23 protein-coding genes are annotated in these 26002 nt (G+C 61.5%); 14 read left to right on the forward strand and 9 right to left on the reverse strand.

The features are described 5' to 3' along the window. Nucleotides 1-5 precede the first annotated feature (5 nt). Entirely contained in the window at nucleotides 6-2588 is a 2583-nt protein-coding gene (locus AK829_RS11250; RefSeq protein ID WP_052205976.1) for a zinc metalloprotease, read from the forward strand. 133 nt (nucleotides 2589-2721) lie between these two features. Continuing rightward, nucleotides 2722-2958 (forward strand): hypothetical protein, encoded by a 237-nt coding sequence (locus AK829_RS12595; RefSeq protein WP_157045360.1) that lies wholly within the window; start codon nucleotides 2722-2724, stop codon nucleotides 2956-2958. Nucleotides 2959-3182: 224 nt separating this feature from the next. On the opposite strand, the gene AK829_RS11260 is transcribed toward AK829_RS12595, so the two are convergent. From AK829_RS11260 to AK829_RS11275, 4 genes are all read right to left on the reverse strand, one after another. Further along, entirely contained in the window at nucleotides 3183-4001 is an 819-nt protein-coding gene (locus AK829_RS11260) for an ImmA/IrrE family metallo-endopeptidase (protein ID WP_052205979.1), read from the reverse strand. Continuing rightward, complete coding sequence (locus AK829_RS11265; RefSeq protein ID WP_052205982.1) at nucleotides 3998-4336, reverse strand: helix-turn-helix domain-containing protein; 339 nt, start codon at nucleotides 4334-4336, stop codon at nucleotides 3998-4000. Before AK829_RS11265 ends, AK829_RS11260 begins: the two co-directional genes overlap by 4 nt. A gap of 390 nt (nucleotides 4337-4726) precedes the next feature. Further along, nucleotides 4727-5914, reverse strand: coding sequence for an alpha/beta hydrolase (locus AK829_RS11270; protein WP_052205984.1), 1188 nt, complete (start codon nucleotides 5912-5914; stop codon nucleotides 4727-4729). Next, nucleotides 5907-6161: a hypothetical protein gene (locus AK829_RS11275; RefSeq protein WP_157045361.1), complete on the reverse strand. Its 255-nt coding sequence runs from the start codon at nucleotides 6159-6161 to the stop codon at nucleotides 5907-5909. The genes AK829_RS11270 and AK829_RS11275 overlap by 8 nt, the downstream gene beginning before the upstream one ends. A 79-nt stretch (nucleotides 6162-6240) precedes the next feature. Here AK829_RS11275 and AK829_RS11280 point away from each other — a divergent pair, with 79 nt between their 5' ends. Further along, complete coding sequence (locus AK829_RS11280) at nucleotides 6241-7071, forward strand: carbon-nitrogen hydrolase family protein (protein WP_052205988.1); 831 nt, start codon at nucleotides 6241-6243, stop codon at nucleotides 7069-7071. On the opposite strand, the gene AK829_RS11285 is transcribed toward AK829_RS11280, so the two are convergent. Together AK829_RS11285 and AK829_RS11290 are read right to left on the reverse strand one after the other, a co-directional pair. Further along, entirely contained in the window at nucleotides 7046-8116 is a 1071-nt protein-coding gene (locus AK829_RS11285) for a ferredoxin reductase domain-containing protein (RefSeq protein WP_052205990.1), read from the reverse strand. The genes AK829_RS11280 and AK829_RS11285 overlap by 26 nt on opposite strands. After that, entirely contained in the window at nucleotides 8113-8616 is a 504-nt protein-coding gene (locus tag AK829_RS11290) for a helix-turn-helix transcriptional regulator (RefSeq protein WP_052205992.1), read from the reverse strand. Before AK829_RS11290 ends, AK829_RS11285 begins: the two co-directional genes overlap by 4 nt. A gap of 465 nt (nucleotides 8617-9081) precedes the next feature. On the opposite strand from AK829_RS11290, the gene clpB reads away from it, so the two are divergent. After that, nucleotides 9082-11628: an ATP-dependent chaperone ClpB gene (gene clpB, locus AK829_RS11295; protein WP_052205993.1), complete on the forward strand. Its 2547-nt coding sequence runs from the start codon at nucleotides 9082-9084 to the stop codon at nucleotides 11626-11628. Between the two features lie 661 nt (nucleotides 11629-12289). Here clpB and AK829_RS11300 read toward each other — a convergent pair. Next, nucleotides 12290-13516 (reverse strand): IS1249 family transposase, encoded by a 1227-nt coding sequence (locus AK829_RS11300; RefSeq protein WP_083439850.1) that lies wholly within the window; start codon nucleotides 13514-13516, stop codon nucleotides 12290-12292. A 342-nt stretch (nucleotides 13517-13858) separates the two neighbouring features. Between AK829_RS11300 and AK829_RS11305 the strand changes: the two genes are divergently transcribed. The 9 genes from AK829_RS11305 to AK829_RS11345 all read left to right on the forward strand — a co-directional run bounded on the left by AK829_RS11305 (nucleotide 13859) and on the right by AK829_RS11345 (nucleotide 21841). Continuing rightward, entirely contained in the window at nucleotides 13859-14374 is a 516-nt protein-coding gene (locus tag AK829_RS11305) for an NYN domain-containing protein (protein ID WP_308314034.1), read from the forward strand. A gap of 106 nt (nucleotides 14375-14480) precedes the next feature. Continuing rightward, nucleotides 14481-14894, forward strand: a complete 414-nt coding sequence (locus AK829_RS11310) for a DUF4265 domain-containing protein (RefSeq protein WP_052205996.1) — start codon at nucleotides 14481-14483, stop codon at nucleotides 14892-14894. Between the two features lie 42 nt (nucleotides 14895-14936). After that, nucleotides 14937-15785 carry a sulfurtransferase gene (locus AK829_RS11315; RefSeq protein ID WP_052205999.1) on the forward strand — a complete coding sequence of 283 codons (849 nt, stop codon included), beginning with the start codon at nucleotides 14937-14939 and terminating at the stop codon, nucleotides 15783-15785. Continuing rightward, nucleotides 15785-16672: a type III secretion system chaperone family protein gene (locus tag AK829_RS11320; RefSeq protein WP_052206001.1), complete on the forward strand. Its 888-nt coding sequence runs from the start codon at nucleotides 15785-15787 to the stop codon at nucleotides 16670-16672. The genes AK829_RS11315 and AK829_RS11320 overlap by 1 nt, the downstream gene beginning before the upstream one ends. Beyond that, the gene (gene pyrE, locus AK829_RS11325) at nucleotides 16665-17198 is read left to right on the forward strand and encodes an orotate phosphoribosyltransferase (RefSeq protein ID WP_052206003.1); all 534 of its coding nucleotides are present in this window, start codon (nucleotides 16665-16667) and stop codon (nucleotides 17196-17198) included. The genes AK829_RS11320 and pyrE overlap by 8 nt, the downstream gene beginning before the upstream one ends. After that, complete coding sequence (locus AK829_RS11330) at nucleotides 17191-17895, forward strand: TrmH family RNA methyltransferase (RefSeq protein ID WP_052206005.1); 705 nt, start codon at nucleotides 17191-17193, stop codon at nucleotides 17893-17895. The genes pyrE and AK829_RS11330 overlap by 8 nt, the downstream gene beginning before the upstream one ends. A gap of 410 nt (nucleotides 17896-18305) precedes the next feature. Next, nucleotides 18306-19502, forward strand: a complete 1197-nt coding sequence (locus AK829_RS11335) for a glycoside hydrolase family 76 protein (protein ID WP_052206008.1) — start codon at nucleotides 18306-18308, stop codon at nucleotides 19500-19502. A 51-nt stretch (nucleotides 19503-19553) separates the two neighbouring features. Beyond that, nucleotides 19554-20588: a class II fructose-bisphosphate aldolase gene (fbaA, locus tag AK829_RS11340; RefSeq protein ID WP_052206010.1), complete on the forward strand. Its 1035-nt coding sequence runs from the start codon at nucleotides 19554-19556 to the stop codon at nucleotides 20586-20588. Nucleotides 20589-20647: 59 nt separating this feature from the next. Beyond that, the gene (locus AK829_RS11345; RefSeq protein WP_052206013.1) at nucleotides 20648-21841 is read left to right on the forward strand and encodes an FUSC family protein; all 1194 of its coding nucleotides are present in this window, start codon (nucleotides 20648-20650) and stop codon (nucleotides 21839-21841) included. 688 nt (nucleotides 21842-22529) lie between these two features. Here AK829_RS11345 and AK829_RS11350 read toward each other — a convergent pair. Both AK829_RS11350 and AK829_RS11355 read right to left on the reverse strand, forming a co-directional pair. After that, on the reverse strand, nucleotides 22530-23477 hold the full coding sequence (locus AK829_RS11350; protein ID WP_052206014.1) for a PRC and DUF2382 domain-containing protein: 948 nt from the start codon (nucleotides 23475-23477) through the stop codon (nucleotides 22530-22532). A 295-nt stretch (nucleotides 23478-23772) separates the two neighbouring features. Next, nucleotides 23773-24438 carry a hypothetical protein gene (locus tag AK829_RS11355; protein ID WP_232305744.1) on the reverse strand — a complete coding sequence of 222 codons (666 nt, stop codon included), beginning with the start codon at nucleotides 24436-24438 and terminating at the stop codon, nucleotides 23773-23775. A 260-nt stretch (nucleotides 24439-24698) separates the two neighbouring features. On the opposite strand from AK829_RS11355, the gene AK829_RS11360 reads away from it, so the two are divergent. Beyond that, a complete protein-coding gene (locus tag AK829_RS11360; protein WP_052206018.1) occupies nucleotides 24699-25988 on the forward strand; it encodes an adenylosuccinate synthase in 1290 nt (429 codons plus the stop codon). The last annotated feature ends 14 nt before the right edge of the window (nucleotides 25989-26002 follow it).

The following is a 26002-nucleotide window of genomic DNA, read 5'->3' on the forward strand; positions in this document are numbered from 1 at the left end:
TAGTCATGCGTATTCCAAAAACTGTGCTTGCACTTGGTGTGGTGGGGGCGTTGGTGGGGGTTGGCGTGGGCGTCGATACGCATGCTCAAGCCGCAACAACCAACAGTGGCACAACGGCGACCTACGCGCGCGACAGTGAGGACGATGTGCTGCGCGCCGCCGTGCTCAGCGCAACCGATTTTGGCAATGAGCTGGAGTTTACGTGGGACGCGCCGCTGAGCATGGCCGGCGTGTTTGACTCGCGTGTGCAAACGCGGATGTGGATCGGCGGCAAGCCGCAGTATCAGGACGGCGCAACCGTCAACTGGGTGGGCAACACCGTGACCATGGTGTCCACGGACGCCACCACCGGCATCACCGTCACCCGCACCGTAGAGCTGCACGGCGACACCGTGGTGGTCACCCAAAGCGCAACGAACACCACCAGCAGCGCGAAGTGGGTGCGGGCGGACATGCGCCACCGCTCCTTTAGCGCCGGCACCGAGTTCGTGGGCGAGTATGACAACGGCACGATCACCGCACGTTCCGCCGCGCCGGGCTATGACATTGCGTTTAGCCCAAACGAAGGGCACGTCAGCTCCGGGTTCTCCGATAGCTTCGGCGAAGCCATCCCCGGCAGCGGTGTCGGCGTGCAGGGTGCTGCTGGTGGCGCGGACATCCAGGGTGCGCGCTGGGCGCGTGAGGTCGCACCCGGCGAGACGTTCGAGGCGCAGGTACGCGTGCGCGTGACCCCGCAGCCGATCTCCATGGACCACGATGGGGACGGCATCCCCGACGAATGGGAACGCGGCTCCTTCACCCCCGACGGCGGGGAAGCGTTACACCTGCACAAATGGGGTGCCGGGCCCGATAAAAAGGACGTGTTTTTGCAGCTGAACTGGATGGTGCCGGAGTTTACCAACCAAGACGCCTGCAAGGTTGAAGGCCGCTTCGCCGTCAACGTCCAGGGGCTCACCGACTGGGCGGAGTGTGCGGCGGCGAACAAGAACGCCTACCGGCCGTCCAAAAAGATCCTGGATGACCTGGTCAAAGAGTTCGACCGCGGCGGGGTGCGCCTGCATATCGACGCCGGCGAGTGGTACCACACCTACCACGCCGATACCTACAAAGGCGGCGAAATCCCGTTTACCAAATACCCCTTTGAAAACAAGCGGAGCAGCCACGTCTTTAACGCCTTTACCAATGATCTGCTGGGGTCCCGCGACGCCGTCTTCCACCTCGGCGTGATCGGGGACCAGATGGCGCCCGGCATCGGCGCCTCCGGCCGCGGCCAGATGCCCGGCAGCGCCTTCTACGTGGCCTGGTACAAGGACATCAGTAGTGACGAGCAAATCCGCAACACCATGCTCCATGAGTTCGGCCACAACCTCGGCCTGGACCACAGCGGCTCCATCAAATTCAACGACCGCCCGCGCGGCTACGACTACATCCCCGGCTACAAGTCCACGATGAACTACCTGTATCAGTTCTCCCACTTCGGGCTTACCGACACATGGTCCACCAGCGGCTCCTGGCCGGCCTATTGCGAGACCGCGCCCCCAGGCCAACTGTGCGCGCCGGGCGAGTTCCGCATCGCCCCGGACTGGGAGAACCTGACGCTCACCGGCGGCCGCGTGGGTCGCGCGATTGGCCAGGTCACCCCTGAAATCCCGCAGAAAACCGAGGACGAGGTCCGCGGCCTGATCAAACTCGCCGCCGACTCGCAGAACGGCACCGGCGGCTTCCGGCTTGTAGATACTCCTGAGAAGCCCAACGGCGTCCTCACCGCCAGCCGCAACAACGTCGTCCACGCCGAGATCAGCAACTACGGCACCGCCGCACACGAGTTCACCCTTGAGGCCCGCTACCTCAACCAAAGCTGGGTACAAAAGGTCACAGTTGCTGGCCTTTCGGCCAGCGAGGGCAAGTTGCTTATCGACGTCCCCGTCAACCCCAACCCCACCCATTCCCAACCCACCCTGCCAGTCGAATTCACCCTGTTTAACCAGGATGGCGAAGTCCAGTACAACCAAACGCTGTCCATCCCGGTGTTGGATTACACCAAGGATGAAATCGCACGTGTGGTTGCCGAGCTGCCCTCGGACGCCACCGGCCCCGTCCGCGCAGTGGTGGAGGGCAAGCTAAAGCCGGCGTTGGCCGAGGCTGCGCCTTCTGATGCTGATGCTGGTGGTCCTGCTTCTGGTGGTCCTGGTGCTGGTGGTCCTGGTGCTGGTGGTCCTGCTGTTCCAGCGCCGCTGCCAACCCGCCCGCCGGCCGCTCCCGGTCCCGGTGCTGACTCTGGCCCCGGCGCTGGTCCAGGTTCTGGCCCGGGCGCTGCACCGCTGACCAGCATCCCAGCCGTCCCGCGCGTGACCACCGTCCAGCCAACCCACGCCGACGGCGTCACCGTGACACCCGCCGAACCCGGCTCTTTAGACACAGGCTCCGCCGCTTCCTCTGCTGGTACCGCGACCGAACCCTTGACCAAGCCCTTGACCGTGGTGTCCATCATCCTTGGCGTGTTGATGACGCTGGGCGGCGCCGCCCTCGCCGCTGGCTCCTGGCTTGCCACCCACGTCATGGTCGGGGCCATGGAGGGCTTTTTGTAAGTCCGGTCTTTTTCACCTCTCGCGGTAGGGAGGAGTCGAGGGAGGCCATGGCGTTGTACTTCTTTACAAAGGCGTCGATAGACGAAAAACCGCCCCCTTCGATAGCCCACCGCAGAAGTGTGATCGTGTCTGCATGGTGGATCTGGCCACCGGGAGTGTGGCGGCCAGTGGTTTGCTGCAGCTTCAGTTTGTTCGCTTCGCGAAGGATCGTGGAAGTTCCTTCTTCCTCGTCGCAGATGACAAGTACGGTTCGGCCCTTCCTGGCAAGGGAAACAGCGTGGAGGATGGCCATGTTTTCTCCGCGGTCTCGGGTTTGGGCGTACATGTCGTCGAAGTCTGCTTTGAGGACGGACCGACTCAGATCCCGTAGTTCATCGGTCGGAGCATCAGGGAGAATCACTTTGAACCGCTCAGGGATCCTTGGCCACACCTCGGCTGTCCTTGCGAACTGAGTATGCCGCGTTGGGGTGTCGACCACTTCGTACGCCACAGCTTCCGGCACATGAATGGGGTTGTTTCCCAGCGCTAGCAGGAGTTGGGGCACACAATCTGTAGTCAGGAACTTAAGCATTGGTCCAGTGTCGAGGATATGCACTACGTTTCGCCATTCATGAGGACTTCAATCTCGGCCGGCGTCAATCCTCCATCTGCTGGAGTTGGACGGGCGGGCGAAGTGGATATTGGCGACGGCGTAATCCCTTGTTGCTCCAAGGCTTTTTCAAAGCGTATGGTTTCTTTTTCACCTTGGAGGCGTGCAAGCGCACTAGCACTAATCTGGCGCCATTGGTATGCCTCAACAGCCCGCGCCATGAGCGCTTGTGGTGGTCGTGGCGTGAGAGAAGCGGCTGCTAGAGCGTTGTATTCGGACAGCCAGCCGAATTTTGCGGCAAGTGTTTTCGTTGAGATTGTTCCGAATTCGATACATAGCTGTTCATCGATGAGTCCCGAGTCTCGCATCTGAATCGCAGCAATGGCAGGCGATACGCGAAAGTTCTGCACAAGGTTCGAAAGCTCCAATTCGTGTGATTGCTTTCCAAAACCTTTGAGTGCCTCCGTGGGGAGTAGAAAATGGCGAGCAAAACTATCGGCCTGAATTTCTTCTGAACTGCGTTTTTCCCACCCTTTGGATCCCAATTGACGGTTGACCGTACCTATTCGAAGGTGACCGAGTTCGTGCGCGAGGGTTGATTGCAGACGCATCGGATGTGGAGTACATCCGACTGCCATGATGGTGTGGTCGCCGAGCTGCATTGTCATGCCATGGCCTGGGGAATCGGTGTGAATGAGTGCGACGCCGACCTTGCACCTATCTTCAATCAGCTTCGGAAGGTTGCCGATGGGCGTAAAACCCAATTTCCACTCTTTTCGGCAAGCGTTGGCTGCTTCCCGGCCGATAACTTCGTTGCTTCTCATCGTCTGGGAATCCCAATTTCGTCTAGCTCACGTGAGAGCTCCAACGCGTAAAGAAGATATTCGGCTAAATCATCCGAGCCAGCGTCATTTGTGCGGCCGGCAACGCGCACTTCCTCACGTAGTGGACTTGACCCGCGCAGGGTATCAACGCTTACTCCGCACCCAAACGCAAGCGCCGAGAGCTGCAAGAGCGAAGGCTCCCGCGCGCCAGTTTCGATGCGTTGGATAGTTGGCTGCGATATCCCACTCACACGCGCAAGGTCCCGCTGGGACATTCCGACTTCTTTTCGCGCTTGCGTGAGCCGGCTGCCGAAGGATGTATTGTTTTGCTTCATTGTGAATCACCCGCCTTTGTTTTTGATTCTATACGGATTGTGGCACGGACGGTTAGGCTGCCGTCGTACTTCTTTTTGCCCGAGGTGCCAGGTCTCCTCAAAAGAATTCAGAGCGGCGCCGTCAATCCTGAATTTGTTTCCCAAAATCGGGCAAAGAATTCAGGATCCGCCCCTGGGCCGTTGGCCGACAAAGTGGAGCACTGACAAAGATGACGGGGCGCCCGCTGCCGGTCGGCAAACGCCCAGGTCGCCAAAATAGCCTCGTCAACTTTGTCAGGATTCCTTCGGGACCACTGACAAATGTGACATTTTGGACGCACCCTAGATTTTAAACGGCCAGGTCAGGGGCTTTTTGGTAAAATGGCGTCGTCAACTTTGTCAGCGCAACGGCTAAGCGGCGCCGGCCGCGGCGCCGGCCGCCTCACCAACCGCCGCACCAACCCCAGCACCAACCTCACCAGCCAACGCATCCAGCAGCACCTGGTCGGTGAAGTAGTCGCTGTGGCTGCCGCGGACGCCGTCGATGATGGTGGCGCCGTAGCTGGGGTCGCTGGGGGAGGTCGAGCCGTGGAGGCTAAAAGCGTCGTTGCGCAGGGCCAGGATCACATCGTCAGAGGCGTCCGCCACGAACACCGCGGAATCGGGGCTGCGTAGGGTGAGGTCGTCAACGGAGCGGCCGTCGACACCCGGGCTGCCTAATAGCCACAGGTCATCCGCAAGCAACCCGTGCTGGTGTGCGGCGCGGCTGGCCACCAGTGTGCCGTAGGAGTGTGCGACCACGGTTTTGGTGGCGTCCGGCCAGCGCTGCTCAAGCGCGAGTTGGAACATGGACAGGTCCGCCGCCCCGCGCGTGGCCGGCAGCCCGGAGAAGCCTTCAGCCAGGTCTTTGGGTGGGTCGTAGCCTTGCCACACCACCACGGACGCGCCGGTGGTTTCCGCGATGTGTTGGGCTTTCGCCAGCTCGGCGGGCAGGTCGCGCGGGTCCCCGCTGGAGACGCCCGCGACCATGGTGATGATGCGCGCGGGGTCCACGGCATTTCCAACCATCACGGTGGTCGCCCCGGGCCCGGCCTCCAGCACGGTCCCGCCGGCCCGCTCGATGGCCAGTTGGGTTGCGGCGGGCAGGGTTGCCATGTGTTGGGCATGCAGCGTATCGACGCCCACGCCAACCCCATCCACAAACCTCTCCATCCGATCCGCAACGGTTGGGTTGAGATGTTTGGCAACCGCCATATCCAGCTGCTTCGACATCAGATTCAGCATGACAATGGTGCGCTGGTGAAGAGCGTTGGCGGCGGCCTGGTCGATGAGGTCCTGCTGTTGGGCGGCTAGCGTCATCACGTCGGCGACGCGTTCGGCGCGCTCGGCGGCGGCCTCATAACTAGCGGCGTAAGACTCTAAACGCTTATACGCCTGCTGCGGCGCGGGACCGTCGAAGCCGCTGGCCTTCAACGCGTCAATCGCGCGGCGCACGGCGGCGGCGCGGGCCGATAACGCCCTGGCGGTAAGCCGCCAGGCGCTAGCAACGCTGCGCAGCTGGGTAGGAAACAGGCTCGGGGCATACGCGAGGTCAGTCACGGCCAAACCTCCTAGCCCACGCGTCGTCGGCATCAACGACGCTTCGAGCAAAGGTGGCGATGGATTTCAGGTGGGCGGTGAGGGGGTGAAACGTGGCGTCGTGAAGCAGAAGCTCCTTGGCCTGGAGCTGGGACAGGGCGGTGGCTGTAAGGGAGGAGTCGAGGGTGGATGTGGGGATTAGGACGCGCTCGGGGAGATGCCCGAGGGCGGTGCGTGCGGTTTGTTCGGTCAGGCTAAGAAAATTCATGCCGGCAGTGTGGCAGGTGGCGGTGGGTGGGGCAACGGTTTGCAGCCAAACTGTGGATAACTTGCCTAGAGTTATCCACATGAAAATCGCCTTATTGCAAACGGTCACGGGAGCCAGCAAGGCCGAAAACATTGAAAAACTGACGCCGCTGATTGAAGACGCAGCCGCCGCCGGCGCCACCCTCATCGTGCTGCCGGAAGCGTCCTCGCAGGCCTTTGACCAGGGGAGATTAGATACTCAGGCGGAGGAGTTGGACGGGGAGTTCGCCACCGGAATGCGCGAGCTTGCCACGCGTTGTGGGGTGAAGATTGTGGCGGGGATGTTTCGGCCGGGTGATGTCAATAAGATCGGCGAAAAAACCCTCAACCGCGTGCGCAACACGGCACTCATAACGGGCGAAAATATACACAAGGGCTACGACAAGATTCACGCCTACGACGCGTTCAATTACCGCGAATCCGACACCGTGCAAACCGGCAGCGAGCTGGTCACCTTTGAGCACGAGGGCGCAACCGTGGGCGTGGCCATCTGCTTTGATATTCGTTTCCCGGAGCAGTTCAAGGCGCTGGCTGCGCGCGGCGCGAAGCTGATCGTTATGCCCACGAGCTGGGCAGACGGCGCCGATAAGATCGAGCAGTGGCGCACGCTAACCGCCGCCCGCGCGCTCGATAGCGGCGCGTTTATTGCGGCGGCGGGCCAGGCGCGTCCCGATTGGCAGACCAAGGCCGGCGAGGCGTCCGGCCCGACCGGCGCGGGGCATTCGTGCGTGGTCAACCCCGTTGGGCATCGCATCGCGGAGGCCGGTTACGCCCCGGAGACGCTGATTGTGGACATTGACCTCAGCGAAGTGGACACCACCCGCCGCGCGCTACCGCTTTTGACTATTACTGAGCAAACGGAGATGCACTAGCGTCATGCGCGATGACCTGCGGGTCGAGCTCTGCAAGCGTCTCCGCTAGCGGCGTGATGTCGGCTTCGGATCCGCTCAAGATCACGTCCCTGCCCCACCACGTGCCAGGCCCCTCAACCAGCATGTGCAACGGCACGCGCACGCACGGCAGGCCGCCGGTGTCCAACTCGGGGTCCGCAGACGCACACGTCACCGTCAGCCAGGGCTGGGCTTTGGCCAGGGCGCTGAGTGTTGCCAAGTCGTAGAAGCCCTCCGGGCCCGGCGCGATGATGAGGTGTACGTTCGGCTTCTCTGCGCGTTCCAGCAGGTCAAACACGATCGCCTTCGCCGCGGCCAGCCCGGTTCCCACAGCCACAAGCAGCACGTCGCGCTCACCAATTTCCACTCCGTTGCCGCGCGGCGCACCCACGGTGACAAAATCGCCCGGGTCCGAATCCAGCTCCGCGTGAAACTCGAGCTGGCCAAAGTTGTTCGACGGCGTCGCCGGCGCCCACTGGTGCCACTCGCCCGGCCGCCCGGACAGCATCACGGGCAACACCTGCCCCGGCTGGTACTCGATTTGCGAGCCCGTCTCCAACCTCAACACCGTCACCCCCGCCGCCTGTGTCACATCCGTCACTTGCGCCACGTGCGCCGGCGCGATGCCCGCCGCGTCGGCCGCCTCGCTGGCCTTCCGCATCACGTCCGCAGCCGCCGCAAGCACCTCACGCTGGGGCTTTTCCAGCTTGACGACGCCCCCGTACAGCCCCCCAACCGCCCCAAACTCAGCCGGCGGAAATCCCGTGCGACGCAAATCCAACGCCCATGCTTCCAGGCGCCGCGTGACCTCCTCCGGCAACTCCGGAGCGCTGGCGTTGCCTGCGCTGTCTTCGCCGTTGGCCCCGGCGTGCGCTGCGTGTGTCGCGTGTTCTAGGACGTACTCCACAGCATCGAGCGCGATCTGCGGCATCTCGGTCGTGCCCTGTGGCAACAGTGCGGCGCCTTGTGGATAGGCGTCAATGAAAAGCTGAAACCATTCTGCTCGCACGTTTGCTGGGTCCTTCATGACCGTCGATCATACGCAGTTGCCTTCGCCGACATCTTCAGCATGTTCCACTCAAAGTCGCGGATCTCCTCGGAGACCCGATGGTCAGTGCCATACGGAAGTTGGCGGATGATCTTGTCGTAGAGGAGGCGGGGTTCGGCGACGTCAGGGTGGTCATTACTAAGCAAGAACGGCAGCGCGCGTAATCCTTTCAGGATGAGATCGAACTGCCTCTCATTGAAGAACAGTGCGGGAATGTAGTCGCCCGACTGAATTTGGTAGGCGCCTTCGACACCGGGTGCGGAGTGAATGTTGTAGCCGTCTCGCCGCAGCTGCGCGATGTACTCGCGCACCGTGCGCTCGCTCACGCCTAGCGCCTCGGCAAGGTCGCGAGCCGTGTACTGGCGCCCCCATTGCATGAGCCGCAAAATGGTCAGCCCGCGCGCAGCGGTCTCAACGCGCTTCTTTCCCTGTGCCTGCTCTTGTGCCTGCTCTTGTGCCTGTTCGGCCTTGTTGTCCATTGGTGGATCCCCCTCCGTTGTTGTGTTGTAATTTCGCTGCACTCGGCGCACTCGGCGCACTCAGCGCACGCCTTGGGGCGGTGACTTGGGGCAGCACCTTGGGACTGTGGGGTGGTGGGGGAGCTTTTTTCAATTGCGGCAGCATGTTGCCAAATCGGGGATATCTGCCGCAATAGGTCCGAAACTGTGAACCAGCTGTCAGCCAATGCAACTATCCCCGGTTTGGCAGATATTCGCCGCAATCCCAAAAAGCTCCCCCCGTACTCCAAATCTCAGAAACCCCCAAGGCCCGAGCCCACAGGCATAGACCAAGCCGGGGCCCAAACGGCCCAGCTCAAAGTTGAGTGGAACATACTCAACCTTTCGTGCGTTACACCAAGTGCAGAACAAAGTGCACGACAGTGCACGACAGTGCACACCAAGTGCACAACAAAATTTAGCAACAAAAACACAAAGGAGTACGAGATGGGAGCTTTTAACCCAACCACGAAAACGCAGGAAGCGATCCAACAGGCGCTGCAGAAGGCGTCGGCTGCGGGCAACCCGGATATTCGTCCGGCGCACCTGCTTGAGGCGATTTTGAAGCAGGAGGACGGTATTGCCGCTCCTGTGTTGAAGGCGACGGGGGTGGATCCGGAGACCGTCGCAAAGGAAGCTGCGGAGATTACGGCTGGCTACCCCAAGGCTGAGGGTGCCAACATGGCGAACCCGAACTTTAACCGTGAGGCGCTGACGGCGCTCAACGCTGCCCAGGAGCTGGCGGGTGAGTTGGGTGATGAGTACGTCTCTACGGAGGTGCTCTTGGCGGCGATTGCGAAGGGCAGCGACGAGGCTGCGGAGCTTCTGCGCAAGCGTGGGGCGACGTATGAGGTGTTGAAGAACGCCTTTCCGTCTGTACGCGGGCACAAGAAGGTGACCTCGCAGGACCCGGAGCAGCAGTTCCAGGCGTTGGAGAAGTACTCCACGGACCTTACGGCGCGTGCGCGTGAGGGCAAGATTGACCCGGTTATTGGCCGTGACGCGGAGATTCGTCGTGTGGTGCAGGTGCTGAGCCGTCGTACGAAGAACAACCCGGTGCTCATTGGTGAGCCTGGTGTGGGTAAGACCGCTGTGGTTGAGGGCCTAGCGCGGCGCATCGTTGCCGGTGACGTCCCGGAAAGCCTGAAGGGCAAGACGCTGATCAGCCTGGACTTGGGCTCGATGGTGGCCGGCGCGAAGTACCGCGGCGAGTTTGAGGAGCGCCTGAAGGCGGTGCTGGATGAGATTAAGTCCAGTGATGGCGAGATCATTACGTTTATTGATGAGTTGCACACGATCGTCGGCGCCGGCGCCTCCGGTGAGGGCGCGATGGACGCGGGCAACATGATCAAGCCGATGCTGGCGCGCGGTGAGCTGCGCCTGGTTGGTGCGACCACGCTGGATGAGTACCGCCAGTACATTGAGAAGGACGCGGCGCTTGAGCGTCGTTTCCAGCAGGTGTACGTGGGTGAGCCGAGCGTGGAGGACACGATCGGTATTCTGCGTGGCCTGAAGGAGCGCTACGAGGTCCACCACGGTGTTCGTATCCAGGACTCCGCGCTGGTGGCGGCCGCTGAGCTGTCCAACCGCTACATCACTAACCGTTTCCTGCCGGACAAGGCGATTGACCTGGTCGATGAAGCCGGTTCGCGTCTGCGTATGCAGATTGATTCGTCTCCGCAGGAGATTGATGAGTTGGAGCGCGTGGTGCGTCGTCTAGAAATTGAGGAAATTGCGCTGGCGAAGGAGTCGGACGCAGCCTCGAAGGAGCGCCTCGCCGCGCTGCGCCAGGAGCTGGCGGATCAGCGTGAGGTCTTGGGTGAGATGAAGGCTCGCTGGGAGAACGAGAAGGGCGAGGTCAACCGCGTCCAGTCCGCGAAGGAGGAGCTGGAGCGCCTGCGCAATGAGTCCGAGATCGCGGAGCGCGAGGGCGACTACGCCAAGGTGTCTGAGCTGCGCTACGGCCGCATCCCGGAGTTGGAGGCGGAGGTTGCCAAGGCTGAGTCTGAGGCCGGCACGAAGACGATGCTGGAGGAGGAGGTCACGCCTGACACGATCGCGGATGTGGTCTCAAGCTGGACGGGTATCCCGGCCGGCAAGATGATGCAGGGCGAGACTGAGAAGCTGCTGCAGATGGAAGACGTGCTGGGCGAGCGCGTGGTTGGCCAGCGCGAGGCGGTCATTGCGGTGTCTGACGCGGTGCGTCGTGCCCGCGCGGGTGTTTCGGACCCGAACCGTCCGATTGGTTCCTTCCTCTTCCTCGGCCCCACCGGTGTGGGTAAGACGGAGCTGGCGAAGGCACTGTCGGAGTTCCTCTTCGACGATGAGTCCGCCATGGTCCGCATCGACATGTCCGAGTACGGCGAGAAGCACTCCGTTGCGCGCCTGGTCGGTGCTCCTCCGGGGTACGTGGGCTATGACGCTGGTGGTCAGCTCACCGAGGCTGTCCGTCGCCGTCCGTACTCGCTCGTGCTTTTCGACGAAGTCGAGAAAGCCCACCCCGACGTCTTCGATGTCCTGCTCCAGGTGTTGGACGAAGGCCGCCTCACCGACGGCCAGGGCCGCACGGTGGACTTCCGCAACACGGTGGTGATCCTCACCTCCAACCTGGGCGCGGGTGGTACTCGCGAGCAGATCATGGAGGCGGTCAAGCACCACTTCAAGCCGGAGTTCATCAACCGCCTGGACGACGTGGTGGTCTTCGACCCGCTGACCCAGGAGCAGCTCGTGGGCATTGTGGACATCCAGCTCGCGGCGCTCGCGGAGCGTCTTGCTTCTCGACGCCTGACGCTCCACGTCTCCGACGCCGCCAAGTCCTGGCTGGCGGAGCGTGGCTACGACCCGGCCTACGGTGCTCGTCCGCTGCGCCGCCTGATCCAGCAGGCGATTGGTGATCAGTTGGCGAAGAAGCTGCTTGCCGGCGAGATTCGCGACGGCGACCCGGTGCACGTGGACGTCGCCGAGGGCGCCGACCGCCTCGACATCACGGCCTAAGTACTCGCCGCCGGCGGTGCCGGTGGGCCGGACTGTCGGAGATCGGATGGTACGAATTCCCTCCCAATTGCATGTTCCATTACCCCTTGTCTTCGCCGGTGAGGGTCTCGTTGAAGCGTATTAGCGCTTACGGGGCCCTCTTCCGGTTCATAGGTAGAAACGTTTCGGCAGCAACCGAGTCGCCAACCCCGCAGTAATTGCTCCCAAAGAAACATTTGCGGGAGTTATGGGAGGGGTGGAGGGATAGTCTGGCAAGTTGTAAATCTTTGCTAAGAATGAGGTTGACGAATGGTAAAAGGCTTCGCGCGGTGCTATCATTGTTGATCAACGCCCCTTGCCGTTGACCCTCCACCAATCAGGAGTGACGCCGATGACAGGGGCTTTAATCATCTAAGGGGGAAGTTTTGAGTCAAAAGTCTAGGCAGCATCGAAGGCGAGAAAACGAGGCAGGCCGGCCCTTGTACCTACGTCCGGTGATTACTGCAGTTCTAATCGATGGAGGTTTCTATAGGCGCCGTGCTTATAGCCTATTTGGGGATAAGACACCGGAAGATCGGGTTAAGCGACAAAATGTGTGCTTTTCTCGGCGTGTCGATTTAAGTGACAAAATGTGTGCTTTTCGGGGGTTGGAATGGGCCGGGCCCGGGGTGCTGTGCTGGGGTTATGTTCGTCCTGCCCAGCCGTGTCGGATGGCCCAGGAGGGGTTGAAGTCGGTGTCGATGCCGGTGTCGTAGACTTTCGGCCGGCCGTCGGGTGAGTTGGCTTGGTCGCGTTCACGCATGTGTGCCTGGCGGGCGTGTGCGTAGCCTTTGCGGCCGAAGTCTTGCTCGATTGCTAGCGCCAGCGGGTCATCGTGGTGTTGGGTGTGCAGGTAGAGCCACCAGTCCATGATGATTCGTTGGTGTTCGTCAAATGTGCCGCGGTGGGCTCGGGCAAGGTGTTTCAGTTGTGCGTTTATGCCGCCTTCCAGGCTGTTTGTGGTGGTCTTTAGCTCGGTTGTGGTGTGTTTTGGTGGGTTGAGCCAGACGAAGAGGTGGCCTTGTTGGTAGAGGCGCTCGAACCGGCGGTAGGCTCTGCGGGCTCTGGGGTGGGTGTACCACCATTGCTGGTTGTCGCGGATGCGTTTTGGGATCTCTTCTGGGGCGACTTGGTTGCGGTAGGTGCGTTGTTTGAGCCAGTCACCGTAGAGGTCATGGAAGCGGTTGAGGCGAAGTACCCAGGTAATTGCCTGGTCACGGGTGGTGATGTGGGTTAGCTGGTTGCCGAGGCGAAGGAGTGCTTTGTGCGCGGTGATTGTTGGTTGGCGTGTGGTGTCTTTGATGGTGTCGCGGCGTACGTGGACGAGGCAGCGTTGGATGGAGGCGTTTGGCCAGCATTGTTTGATGGCCTTGTTTGCGCCACCGGAGCCGTCTGTGGTCACGACTAGGGGTTCGGCGATCAGGTCGAAGAGTTTGGCGTAGTCGTAGGCGGTTTCTCGTGTGCACCAGTGCCAGGCAACGACGTGTTCGCTGGTTGCAGCGACAAGCAGGCATTTTTTGTGGAAGTAGGTGCCGTCAATAAACAGCTGGTCGTAGACGCGGTACGGGTCTGGTTTGCATGGGACGATGATGAACCAGAAGTAGGTGAACCAGCGGATCAATGTGCGCCTGGAGACGTTGTGTGCAGCAGCCACAGCGTCGAGGGGACGCTGGCCGGTGATCCAGTCGATGAAGATGGCAAACCGATATGCGCTGGTCTTAGCCGTGTTCGGGTTGGTGAAGGTGTGCCCGCAGTGTGTACAGCGCCATCGCTGTTTTCCGCTGGAGGTGGTGCCCATTTTCGTGGCGGTGTGCTCGCATGCCGGACATAGGGGCCTGTTGTGTTTTCTCTTCCTGTGTTGAGTTGGCATGCAGCTGGTTTAACAGCTTGCTGTCGTAGCACATCCAACGCCTGAAGTGGTGGACCTTCCGGTCTATGGTCGGGAATCCCGATTCAACGAGCACTCTCCCGCCGTAGGCCCAGGCAGGACCGGGAATCCATATCCAAAAAAGCACACATTTTGTCGCTTAACCCCTATAGGCGCCGTGCTTATAGCCTATTTGGGGATAAGACGCCGGAAGACCGCGCAAACGAGATGGTGAGGTATGCCCGCCGTCATATAAGTAAGTCGCGAAGCAGCCTGTACCGAATTTTCTATTATGATTGCCCGCCCTCTGAAAAAGTTCTCTTTCACCCACTGACTAGAAGCCAAGTGAACTTGGCCGCGACCGACCAGTTCAAATGGACAAATCAGTTCTTCGATGCGTTAACGCACAAGAGAAAGGTTGCACTTCGTCGCGGTGAAGAACTTGAAACTCAGAATGGCTATGTGCTGAAGACTGATCCTCTGAAGAAGCTTTGTGCGGGGACTCTTCGGGTAGAGGATTTGCAAGAGAGAGATTTCAAACTCGAAATCACTCAAAAAGGTGTCGATATGAGAATTGGTCTCGACATAGCATCTCTTGCGGAGAGTGGAACGGTAAATCAGATAGTGATGATCACCGGAGATAGCGACTTTGTTCCAGCTGCAAAGCATGCCCGCCGTTCCGGGATAGATTTTATTCTTGACCCAATGTGGGCCACCGTTACCACGAGCCTCAGTGAACATGTAGATGGTATTCGGCAATGCGTTTTCAATTACCCAGAAAACTTAAAAGACCCACTTCACGTTAGCAATCTCGGGGTCGGCCCCAAAGGGCAAGGGGATGAAGAGGACGAAGAGCTCTAGGAAATAGCGATGTTTGCGTTTCAGAGTTTCAAAGCCGCACCAACCCACCACCAACCCACCGCCAACCCGCCACGCCCAGACCCTAGTACCGGCTACAATCCCGGGCATGCAACCGATCACCACGATTACCACCCGCGTGAGCGTCCCGGGTGTGGAAAATGAGCTGCTTGCGGGCCACCAGCTCTCTGGCAACCATTTTGTGGTTGCCAGTGTGCCGTTTGTGGATACGTCGTTGGCGCTTGGCGACATCGTCGAATGCGTCACGGTTGGCGGCCAGTTCCACGTGGATCGTGTGGTGGTGCGCGGCGGTGCGTCGACGGTGCGTATTCTCCCGGCGACGGAGGCGCCACTGCAGCTCGCCGAGACGCTTTTGGCGTTCGGCTGCCGGGTGGAGATGGGGCCGGGTGGGATGCTCGCGGCGTCCATAGGCGCGGATTGCCCTCGTGAGGGGATTATGGAGTGGCTGGATGGTTTGGAGTCTGAGGGCGCAATCCAGCAAGCGCCGGGCTACATGGCTTAGTCACCAGAACGCGGACATAGATTTGCCCTAGAATGAGCCACCATGAGCGTTTTTGTGGCGGCGGAGGAGCTGAACGATCGCATTCAGTCCGGCAAGAAGCAGACCGTGATTGCGGCGCTGTGGGAGCAGAAAGAGGATCGTGGCTGGGCGAAGTTCCAGTCGGAGCATGTGCCGTCGGCGTTGTTTTGTGATCCGGCGTCGCATTTGGCGGGCATGCCGGGCCGCGCGGAGGGTCGTAACCCGTTGCCGCACATTGATGTTGTGCGCAAGGCTGTGAAGAGCTGGGGTATTGAGGCAGGCCGTCCGACGTACGTCTATGACCAGGGCACGGGCCTGTTCGCGGCGCGCGCGTGGTGGGTGTTGCGCTGGGCGGGCATCCAGGATGTGCACATTGTGGACGGCGGTTTTGCCAGCTGGGACGGCAAGCAGCTGCCCACGGTCGCCGGCCCCGGCCAGGTGGTCGTGCCGCGTGAGGTGCAGCTCACACCAGGTTGCATGCCCACCGCCAGCATGGAGGAGGTCAGGGATTTCGCTGGCCTGCTTATCGACGCTAGATCCCAACGCCGCTTCCAAGGCCGCCGCGAAGCCCTTGACCTGCGCGCAGGCCATATTCCGAATGCGGTGAATCTTCCGGTGGCGGAGTTGTTCCACCAGGAAGATGATCACGTGTTGGTGCGTTCGGCAGATGAGATCCTTCAGCGCGCGGCTGAGGCGGGGATTACGGAGTCAACGGATCCGGCCCAGGCCATTACGTATTCAGGTTCGGGTAACCACTCGGCACTTTTGCTCGCGGCGTTGGAGCACGCCGGTTTGCCAACGTTGACGCATTACATCGGTGGTTGGTCGCAGTGGGCTGCCAATCGTGAAAACCCGGTGGCGGCAGACGTGTAATGGCCTACGTATTAATTCTTTTAGCCGTCGTGCTGTTTGCGGCGGGGTTGTGGCTGCTGCGTCCAGACACCAGTTTGCCCGGGCTGCCTGCGCTGCCAGCGCTTCCGGTTACGGAGACACGCCAAGCGTGGGCGAAGGCGAATGGGTTCAGCTACGCCAAGACTGATGAGTCGTTGACGGGGGAGTGGCGCCGCGGCGCGGCTTCTGCGGGTGCGGCGGCAACCAAGGTTGCCAGTGGCGTGCAGTACGGCCACGACACCTACATTGCGGACCTTGGCTCCACCACGGTCATCGCCATGACTACTGGCGAGGCCAGCGACGTGGTCGTAGACATGCGCCGGTCCGCTTCGGACAATTCCGGTGTCGGAGGTAACGACGACACCGCCAACGACGACACTGATCTGCACCTGATCACCGAAGTCGAAGGCTTCCGCATCTTCGGCACGGACACCGGCCCCATTCAACGTTTCATTGACGTGCGCGTTTCCACCGCTCTTGAGCAGATGCCGGAAGCCGTGGAGGCCGTGTGGTTTGAGGCTGATTGGGTTGTCGCCCAGCTGGCCCACGGCGCCAAACCCAGCGACTGGCACGCCGCCTTCGCCCCGATCGGGTTGCTTGCAGACGCCGCGCGGACCCTCCCACCCGCTTCCCCTCGGGGGTTGGCGGAGAGGGGCTTTGAGGTGGGCGTCGATAAGCAAAAGCTCTTGCGGCCCGAAGTGGAACTGCCCACGCGGGTCACGGGGACCACGAAGGGGGAGGTGGATCCGCGCGAGGTGGGTGCGGATGACGTCGCGCCGATCGCCGGCGACTCCCGAGCGGGGGATTTAACGCGCGCGCCGCGCATGCAACAACCGCCATCCATTTTTGAGGAGGACACACATGAGTAACAAAGAACGTCTGGCCGAGCTGGTCAAGGAGCTGGCCGTGGTGCATGGCAAGGTGACGCTGAGCAGCGGCAAGGAGGCGGATTACTACGTTGACCTGCGCCGGGCCACGCTGCACCATGAGGCGAGCCCGCTGATTGGCAAGCTGCTGCGTGAGCTCACCGCGGACCTTGATTTCGACGCCGTCGGTGGGCTTACCCTCGGCGCCGACCCGGTGGCCACCGCTGTCATGCACGCGGACGGCCGGCCTATCGACGCGTTTGTGGTGCGCAAGGAAGCGAAAAAGCACGGTATGCAGCGTCGCATCGAGGGCCCATCGATCGCCGGCAAGCGCGTCCTGGTTGTGGAGGACACCACGACCACCGGCAACTCCCCGCTGACCGCCGTCGAGGCCTGCCGCGCCGAGGGCGCTGAGGTTGTCGCCGTGGCCACCGTGGTCGACCGCGCGACCGGCGCCGCCCAGGTCATTGCAGACGCCGGCGTGGAGTACCGCCACATCCTCGGCCTGGAGGACCTTGGGCTTGCCTGAGCTTCCGCTTGACGACGCTTGCGCTAAAGACCCCACCGAGGCGAAAGACCCCACCGAGGCGAAAGGCCCCACCGAATGGAACGAGGGCCGCCACGGTGTCGGGCCGTGGGAAGGCCCGTGGCCGGAAGGCGAGCAGTACGACCCGAAGTTCCTTGCCGAAGGCGACACCCGCAATGTTGTCGACGCCTACCGCTACTGGTCCATGGACGCCATCGTCGCCGACTTGGACTCGAAGCGTCATGACTTCCACGTGGCCATCGAGAACTTCGAAAACGACATGAACATCGGCACCGTGGTGCGCACCGCGAATGCGTTTCTGGCTCGTGAAGTGCACATTGTTGGGCGCAAGCGTTGGAATCGTCGCGGCGCGATGGTCACGGACCGCTACCAGCACATCCGCCACCACGCCACGGTTGCGGACTTGATCGCGTGGGCTGCTGGGGAGGGCATCACGGTGGTGGCCATCGACAACACGCCCGGCTCGGTGCCTTTGGAAACGGCTGAGTTACCGAAGCGCTGCCTTTTGCTTTTTGGTCAGGAAGGCCCCGGCGTGACTGCGGACGCCCAAGCCGCCGCCTCCATGACCTGCTCCATCGCCCAATTCGGATCCACCCGCTCCATCAACGCGGGCGTTGCCGCCGGCATTGCCATGCACGCCTGGATCCGCCAGCACGCCGACCTCTCCCAGGCCTGGTAGCTTTTCGGCCCCCGGCGTCTGGCCCCCGGCCGCTGCGGTAATTTCCAAATTGTTGCATTCCGGCACCCATTGCCCCAGGTGGTGACATCACCTCCCGGAATTCCTTCATCGCTCTCCTCCCGACCTTCCCGCTGACCCCACCCGGACACCCGCCCTGGCCTAGACACCCTGCTTTCGCGGAGGCTCTGCCTTTTAGTGACTAGATGCTCGGTCAGAGCGTGAAGATTCCAAATCCCGAGCCTCTGACCGAGCATCTACTCACAAAAATGCCGACGATGCGCCAAAGGGGTATCCCCAAGAACGCCGGCCGGGGGAAGGGGTAACAAAGAGGTGTCCCGTGGCAATATAGGAAACAGAATTCTGACACCGATCAGATAACGGTTTTTCATAGTGTCGCTGAGGGAGCCAACGTGCCCGAAACCTGGTCGCATCGCGCTGACCTGGCAGCATCTGCCATTCATGAGCGTCATGCCGCTCGTCTTTGGGGCATCCCCAAAACCAACCTGGCAATGGTGACGTGGCCGCCGGGGGCGAAGGACAAACTGTTTTGGCACTGGCACTTTTGGTGGCAGGCGCAATACTTTGATTGCCAGGTGGATGCGGCGCTGCGGCGGCCGACAAAGTCCAGGCGCAAGCAGTTGGCGGACACGCTTCGCGGCATTCAGCGCCGGACCAAAGGCAAGCCGACGGATAATCCGCACAATGATGACAAGGCGTGGCTGGCGCTCGCGTGGAACAGGGCCCTCGCACTCGACGGCCTTAAGCGCACGCGCACGCTCGACGCGCTGGAGTTTGACCTGCTTGAGGCCATTGATCCGATTACGGGTGTGTTGCCGCTTAAGGCGGAGGAGACGTATTACAACATTGCGTCGAACGCCACGGCGGCGATCCTGTTTGCAAGGACCGGTCGTTTAGACAAGGCGCGCCAGATCACGGACTGGATCTTTGACAACCTGGTCGCAGAGTCCGGCTTGCTCTATGACGGCATCCGGATGCGCATGCACGGGCCCGAGGTGAACCAGAAGCTGTACACCTACAACCAGGGCACGGTGCTGGGTGCCTCGTTGGAGATCGCGCTGGCGCTGCGCGAGGACATCGGCCTTGCCGGCGATGAACCGATCGATTCGTTTGAGTTCTCCGAGCGCGCCGACGCGTCCGTGTTTTACATCACGCACATCCGCGCCATCGTGCAGGCCATCGCGCTGAACATGGCAACCCCGCAGGGCGTGATCATCAGCCCGGCCGCCGAATCCGGTGAGGGCGACGGCGGCCTGTTCAAGGGCATTCTTGCGCGTTATCTGGCGGAGATCGCGGTGAGGCTTCCGGAGGATTCGCGGGAGAACATCGCAACTAAAAAGGTGGCGGCGCGCCTGGTTTTGGCGTCGGCGGAAAGCCTGTGGCAGCACCGTCTTGAGGTCGATGGTCTGCCGATTTTCCCGGCGGAGTGGACGGAAGATGCGAGGTTACCGCATAACTATGGGTTGGGCCCGGCGTCGATAAGCGAAGCGGTGGGGCTGGTTCGAATTGATGAGCGCGACCTCTCAGTCCAGCTGTCTGGCTGGCTGCTGCTGGAGGCTGCGGCGGCGGTGGCTGCAAACATGCCGTAGACGGGGCATACTGGAGGGGTATCTTTTGCCCCGACAGGAAGGGATTTCCGCATGCCTATCGCAACCCCTGAGGTGTACAACCAGATGCTTGATGCCGCCAAGAAGGGCGGCTTCGCATTCCCGGCAATTAACTGCACCTCTTCTGAAACCATCAACGCAGCTATCAAGGGCTTCGCCGAAGCTGAGTCGGACGGCATCATTCAGTTCTCCACCGGCGGTGCAGAGTTCGGCTCCGGCCTGAGCGTGAAGAACAAGGTGGCTGGCGCGCAGGCGCTGGCGGCGTTCGCGCACGAGGTGGCCAAGCACTATGACGTGAATATTGCGCTGCACACGGACCACTGCCAGCTTGAGGTGCTGGATGAGTACGTGCGTCCGCTGCTGGCGATCTCCCAGGAGCGCGTGGACCGTGGTGAGCTGCCGCTGTTCCAGTCCCACATGTGGGACGGCTCGGCGGTGCCGATTGATCAGAACCTTGAGGTCGCCCAGGAGCTCCTGGAGAAGGCACGCAAGGCCAACATCATCCTTGAGGTGGAGATCGGCGTTGTCGGCGGTGAAGAGGACGGCGTTGAGGCGAAGGCCGGCGCCAACCTGTACACCACGGAAGAGGACTTTGCTAAGACCATTGACGCACTGGGTACCGGCGAGAACGGCCGCTACCTGCTTGCCGCTACCTTCGGCAACGTCCACGGCGTGTACAAGCCGGGCAACGTGAAGCTGCGCCCGGAGGTGCTCGACATGGGCCAGAAGGTTGCGGAGCAGAAGCTCGGCCTGGCTGCTGGCACCAACCCGTTTGACTTTGTCTTCCACGGCGGCTCCGGCTCTGAGAAGGAGAAGATCGAGGAGTCCCTGCGCTACGGCGTGGTCAAGATGAACGTTGACACGGACACCCAGTACGCGTTCACCCGCCCGATTGTCACCCACATGTTCCAGAACTATGACGGTGTGCTCAAGATTGACGGCGAGGTTGGCAACAAGAAGATGTATGACCCGCGTTCTTACCTGAAGAAGGCGGAGCAGGCCATGTCTGAGCGCGTGATTGAGGCGTGCCAGGATCTGCACTCTGTTGGCAAGAGCGTGGCTAAGTAAGCGCTCTTTGTCATACGTGGCGTCGGGGTTAGCCCGGCGCCATTAGTATTTGTACTGCCATGGCTCAACAACGAATGAACACTCGCGACCGCCTGCGCGCGGTTGATGAGTCTTTCCAGGCGCGTTTCAAGCGCGTGCGTAAACGGCTGTTGCCGATTTTGCAGACCGGTCTTGCCGCCGGCCTTGCGTATTGGATCGCGCAGGATCTGTTTGGTCACCAACGGCCGTTCTTCGCGCCGATTACAACGGTGCTGATCATTGGTATCAGCACGGGCGACCGGCTGACTAAGGCGGTGGACATCACCATTGGCTGCATGCTTGGCGTGCTGGTGGGTGATCTGTTGTTCTACCGGCTGGGGGACGGCCCCTGGCAGATTGCGGTTATTGTCTCTGGGGCGCTTCTGATTGCGTCGTTTTTCTCAAAGTCCCAGATGCTGGTTAACCAGGTGGCGATCGGTTCAATCCTGATCGCCACCATCATGCCGCCGGATGCAGAGGTCACGGGCATTGACCGCACCGTGGACGCCTTCATCGGCTGTCTCGTGGCGCTCGGCGTCCTTTCGTTGATTCCCCAAGGTCCCATGGCCTCAGCGAGGGCAGAGATCGCCCAGGTTATGAGCCTTTTGAGCAGTGTGCTTGACGACGTCGCGTCTGGACTCCAAGCCCTCGACCCCAAAGAAATCAACACTGCCTTGAAGGCGATCCGAGGATCCCAAACGCGCATTGACGCGATGGCCGCGGCGGTGCAGTCGGGTGAAGAATCCACACGCATCTCCCCGTTCTTGTGGAGCTCGCGCCGCTACATCCAGTCCATGAGCCGCGTGATCCCGCCGGTGGACAACGCGGTGCGTTCCGCCCGCGTGCTGGCTCGTCGCGCCCGGGTGTTGTGCCAGGACCAGGACCCGGTGTCCGAGACCCAGATCGCGTTGATTGACACGCTTGCCAAGGTGGCCCTTGAGGTCTCCGAGGTTTACGACGTCCACTCCCGCCGCGCCCAAGCCACCGTCATCCCGAGGATGGTCAACGAGCTGCGTGCCGTGGCGCAGACCGCCGACATGTCAGTTGCGGAATCCGCCCCTGGTGGGCCGGTGTTGTCCACCTACGCCATCCTCGCGCAGACGCGCTCCCTGACGGTGGACATGCTGCAGATTTGCGGCATGTCTAGGGAGTCCGCCCTGGCTGCCTTGGCGCCGACGTCCCCAACGCCGAAGTACCCGCCGGAAGTCTTCGACGTAGACCCCATCGGCGAGTAGCCGGGCGGTTTCGGTGGCTGTTGGTTTTGGTGGCTGTTGCCAGGCCACCGGTCCAGCCTGGCTGGCCGTTTTCCAGCCACCGGACCAGCCATTTTCGGCCACCGGCCAGCCTGGCTGGCCGTTTTCCAGCCACCGGTCCAGCCCCACCGCCGTCCCACCAGGCAGCCCTGACAAATTTGACACCAAAATTTTGCCAAAACGCCCTGACCTGGTCGTTTGCCGATCGCCTGCCGGCCGAATTGTCAAATTTGTCAGGGCCGTCGCCTTCCCGCTGACAAACCTTACATCGCCAATCCGTTCGAAACGCTCTGAGCTGGGCTTCAGCTGAGCGGCCCTGGGCGCCTCGTCACATTTGTCAGGATCCGCCTTGCCAAGCCAGATGCTCGGCCAGGTGCCAGGCCAGTTGTGAACGGGTTCGGTCCGCCAGGAGGAAAGAATTCAGAAGTAATTCAGTGCTGCGCCGCCGACCCTGAATTCTTTCCCCAAAAACGGGCAAAGAATTCAGTTTCCCCAGGTCGCTGAGCGCCCCAGACCAAACGAATTCAGGATTCTCCCCAGGGCACTGAATTAGTTCTGAATTCTTTTGGCGGGGGCCGACTGGGACTGGGACGAAAGGAAAAGGGAAAAGCCGACCCGAGAGGGTCGGCTTTCTCATTGTTGGGCCGGCTGGCGCCGGCTAATCCCTCCGCTAGCGGAGGTCGGCGTCACCGTCGGTGACAACGCCGTCGGTTTCGAAGCGCTCCTTGCGTACCTCTTCGGAGACGGTTTCGGTGTCGCGGACGGTCTCGGTCTCAAGGGAGACCTTCTCAACCGGGACGGACTCCTTGGTTACGGTGACCTGGTCTTCGTGGAGGGTGACGGAGGCTTCGGCCTCGCCAATCGCGCCGGTGTGGGCAGCGCGGTCGGCCTCGGTGATCGGCTCGCGGACGATGCGGACCTCTTCGCGCTCAACAGGCACCTCGACGGTCTCGGTCTCGGTGACAACGTACTTGCGCAGGTGCACCTCGCCGGACTCGACGCGGTCCTTGGAAACGTTGAGCTGCTCCTCGGAACGGATGAGCTCGTCGCTGTCGGTACCAGCCACACCAGCGTCAGCAGTGCCAGCAACGCCGTCGGCGTAGCCAGCGTCGGCAGCACCAAGGCCAGCGGCACCAGCGCCAACGCCGGCAGCGGCTGCACCAACACCGGCAGCCGGAACACCAGCGCCAGTAGCGCCAGCGTCAGTAGCGCCAGCGTCAACACCGTAGCCAGCAGCGCCAGCACCAGCAGCGCCATCAACCGGCTCAACCGGGGCGCCGGTTTCGTAGGTGGTGACGTCCTGGGTCTCGGTCAGGGCGTAGTGGCGGTAGAGGGCGTCTTGGTCGTTGGTTGTGAGGTGGCCGTTGTCGTCAAGATCCGGGGCGTCCTCGATGCGGTCCTTGGGGAAGGCCAGGTGGAGGTCGCCATCACGAAGGCTGTGGCCACGCAGCGGGACGATGGAGGTGCCGGTGCCGAAGAGGCCGTGGTTGACGGTGATAAAGTCCGGCTGGCCGGTGGTGTCGTTGACGTAGACGTCCTGGACGGAACCGACCTTGTCGCCGTTGACGTCGTAAGCGGTTGCGTTTGCAAGATCCTCAATGCGGTTGAGGTTAGTCATTGGGTGTAGCTCCTTGGTTAGTTGGTTTTTCAGAACACAACCCAACGTAACGGCGTTCCACCGACTCCGCCGACCACAAACCCCAGCCGGCCAAAAATCCGGAACTTTCCCTCGTAATTTTCAAATATTCCGGTATACCTGCGATCAGCAACCGGATGCGCTGGGGATTCAGGAACATTTACGGTTCTATCCACCTTGCATACATTGCGAAACGGTTACGAAAGCGGCCTCATAAACAACAAAACCAACAATGTGAGTTTTCTCACACACAACCTGAAGTGGGCCTAAACTGACCCTACAACGATGCGGCACGCACCGATTGGATGTCCCGGAGGTGGCGGTAGAAGGTGGTGGAGGTGGTTGGGGGGTGGGCGTGGGCGTCGATAAGCAAAGTGATGCTCTCGCCACCGGCTTGGACCGCTCGTCCGGTGAGGACTTGGGTGGGGTCGGGTTGGCCGGCGGGCAGGAGGCGGGCGAGGCCGCGGCGGACAAGTGGGGTGGTGATGGTGGTGGCGGCGATGCCGGGCGCGCTCATGGTGGGCACCAGGCGTGCGCCGTAGAGGCCGCGGCGGCGGGAGCGGCCTCCGGTGCGCATGAGCAGGGTTTCGGAATCCACGATGATCTCGCCGATAAATTCGGAGGACCCATCGCCGCAATAGATAGACGCAGAACCCGCAACTACCAGGCCTTTGTCCGTGCGCACGCACGCGGCGGGGATAACGGGTGCCTCGCAGGCAAAAGCAACGTCCCCATCCACACCCCAGTTCACGGCAGCAGGCGATCCAACATCTGTAGGCAGATACGCCACCTCCGCCCAGAGGTAATCGCCGCGCATCATGCGGGTGAGCACGGCGCCTAAGGCGGCGTCCGAACCGGAGACGATCACGCGCAGTGGCTCCTCCGGTTGCTGCGGCGCAAACGTGGGATCGCCCAGGTGCGGGGCGGCGGGGTTTTTCTGCATCTCTGCAAGCGAAGGCGTGGGATCTACCGGCAGGCACTCTTTGGCCGCGGTGTCTAAAAAGCGCAAATCTTTGCGTGAGGGGATTGGTGGAAGGTCGTGTCGCTGGGCGCCCGGGATAGAAATTTCGGTGGGACCGCACGCGCAATGAAGTAGACGCATAGGTTGCACGCTACAATAAGCGCCGTCTCTGGCCGCAAAGTCCACGCGAGATATGCAACGCGGGACGAATAATGCGGGTCCGTATATATAAGGAGCGATAGATGTCCGCCATCGTCATTGTGGGTGCCCAGTGGGGAGACGAGGGGAAAGGTAAAGCTACCGATATCCTCGGCGGCCGGGTTGACTATGTGGTCAAGCCCAACGGCGGTAACAACGCCGGCCACACCGTGGTTGTCGGCGGTGAAAAGTATGAGCTGAAGCTGCTGCCCGCCGGCGTGCTCAGTGAAAATGCCACCCCGATTCTTGGTAACGGCGTTGTGGTCAACCTTGAGGCGCTGTTTGAGGAGATCGACGGCCTGGAGGCCCGCGGCGCGAACGCCTCTCGCCTGCGCATTTCCGGCAACGCGCACATGGTGGCGCCGTACCACCAGACGCTTGACCGCGTGCAGGAGCGCTTCCTGGGCAAGCGTGCGATTGGCACCACCGGCCGCGGCATCGGCCCGACCTATGCTGACAAGGTTGCCCGCGTTGGCCTTCGTGTGCAGGACATTTTCGACGAATCAATCCTCCGCCAAAAAATCGAATCCGCCCTGGATGTGAAGAACCAGATGCTGGTGAAGATGTACAACCGCCAGGCCATCTCGGTGGAGGAGACCATGGATTACTTCGGCCGCTACGCTGAGCGCTTAAAGCCGATGGTTATCGACGCTGAACGTGTCCTCAACACCGCCCTCGACGAAGGCAAGCATGTGCTTATGGAGGGCGGCCAGGCCACCATGCTGGACGTGGACCACGGCACCTACCCGTTCGTCACCTCCTCCAACCCGACAGCTGGCGGCGCCTGCGTTGGCGCGGGCATCGGCCCGACTCGCATCACGGGTGTGCTGGGCATTGTGAAGGCGTACACCACGCGTGTGGGCGCGGGGCCGTTCCCAACGGAGCTGTTTGACAAGTGGGGCGAGTTCCTGCAGGTCACCGGTGGTGAGGTTGGTGTGAATACGGGTCGTAAGCGCCGCACCGGCTGGTATGACAGCGTGATTGCTCGCTACGCCGCGCGCGTCAACGGGTTTACTGACTACTTCCTCACCAAGCTCGACGTGCTCACCGGCATCGGTGAGATTCCCATCTGCGTGGCGTACGACGTGGACGGCAAGCGTTTCGACGAGATGCCGCTGACCCAAACCGACTTCCACCACGCCGAACCGATCTATGAGACGATGCCGGCCTGGGATGAGGACATCACGGAGTGCCGCACGTTTGAGGAGCTGCCGCAGAAGGCGCAGGATTACGTGCTGCGTCTGGAGGAGCTCTCTGGCGCCCCGATCAGCTACATCGGTGTAGGCCCGGGCCGTGACCAGACCATCGTGCGCCACGACGTCATGGAGCGCTAGGGGGCTGGGTTTTA

The organism is Corynebacterium riegelii (assembly GCF_001263755.1).
GTDB classification, from domain to species: domain Bacteria; phylum Actinomycetota; class Actinomycetes; order Mycobacteriales; family Mycobacteriaceae; genus Corynebacterium; species Corynebacterium riegelii.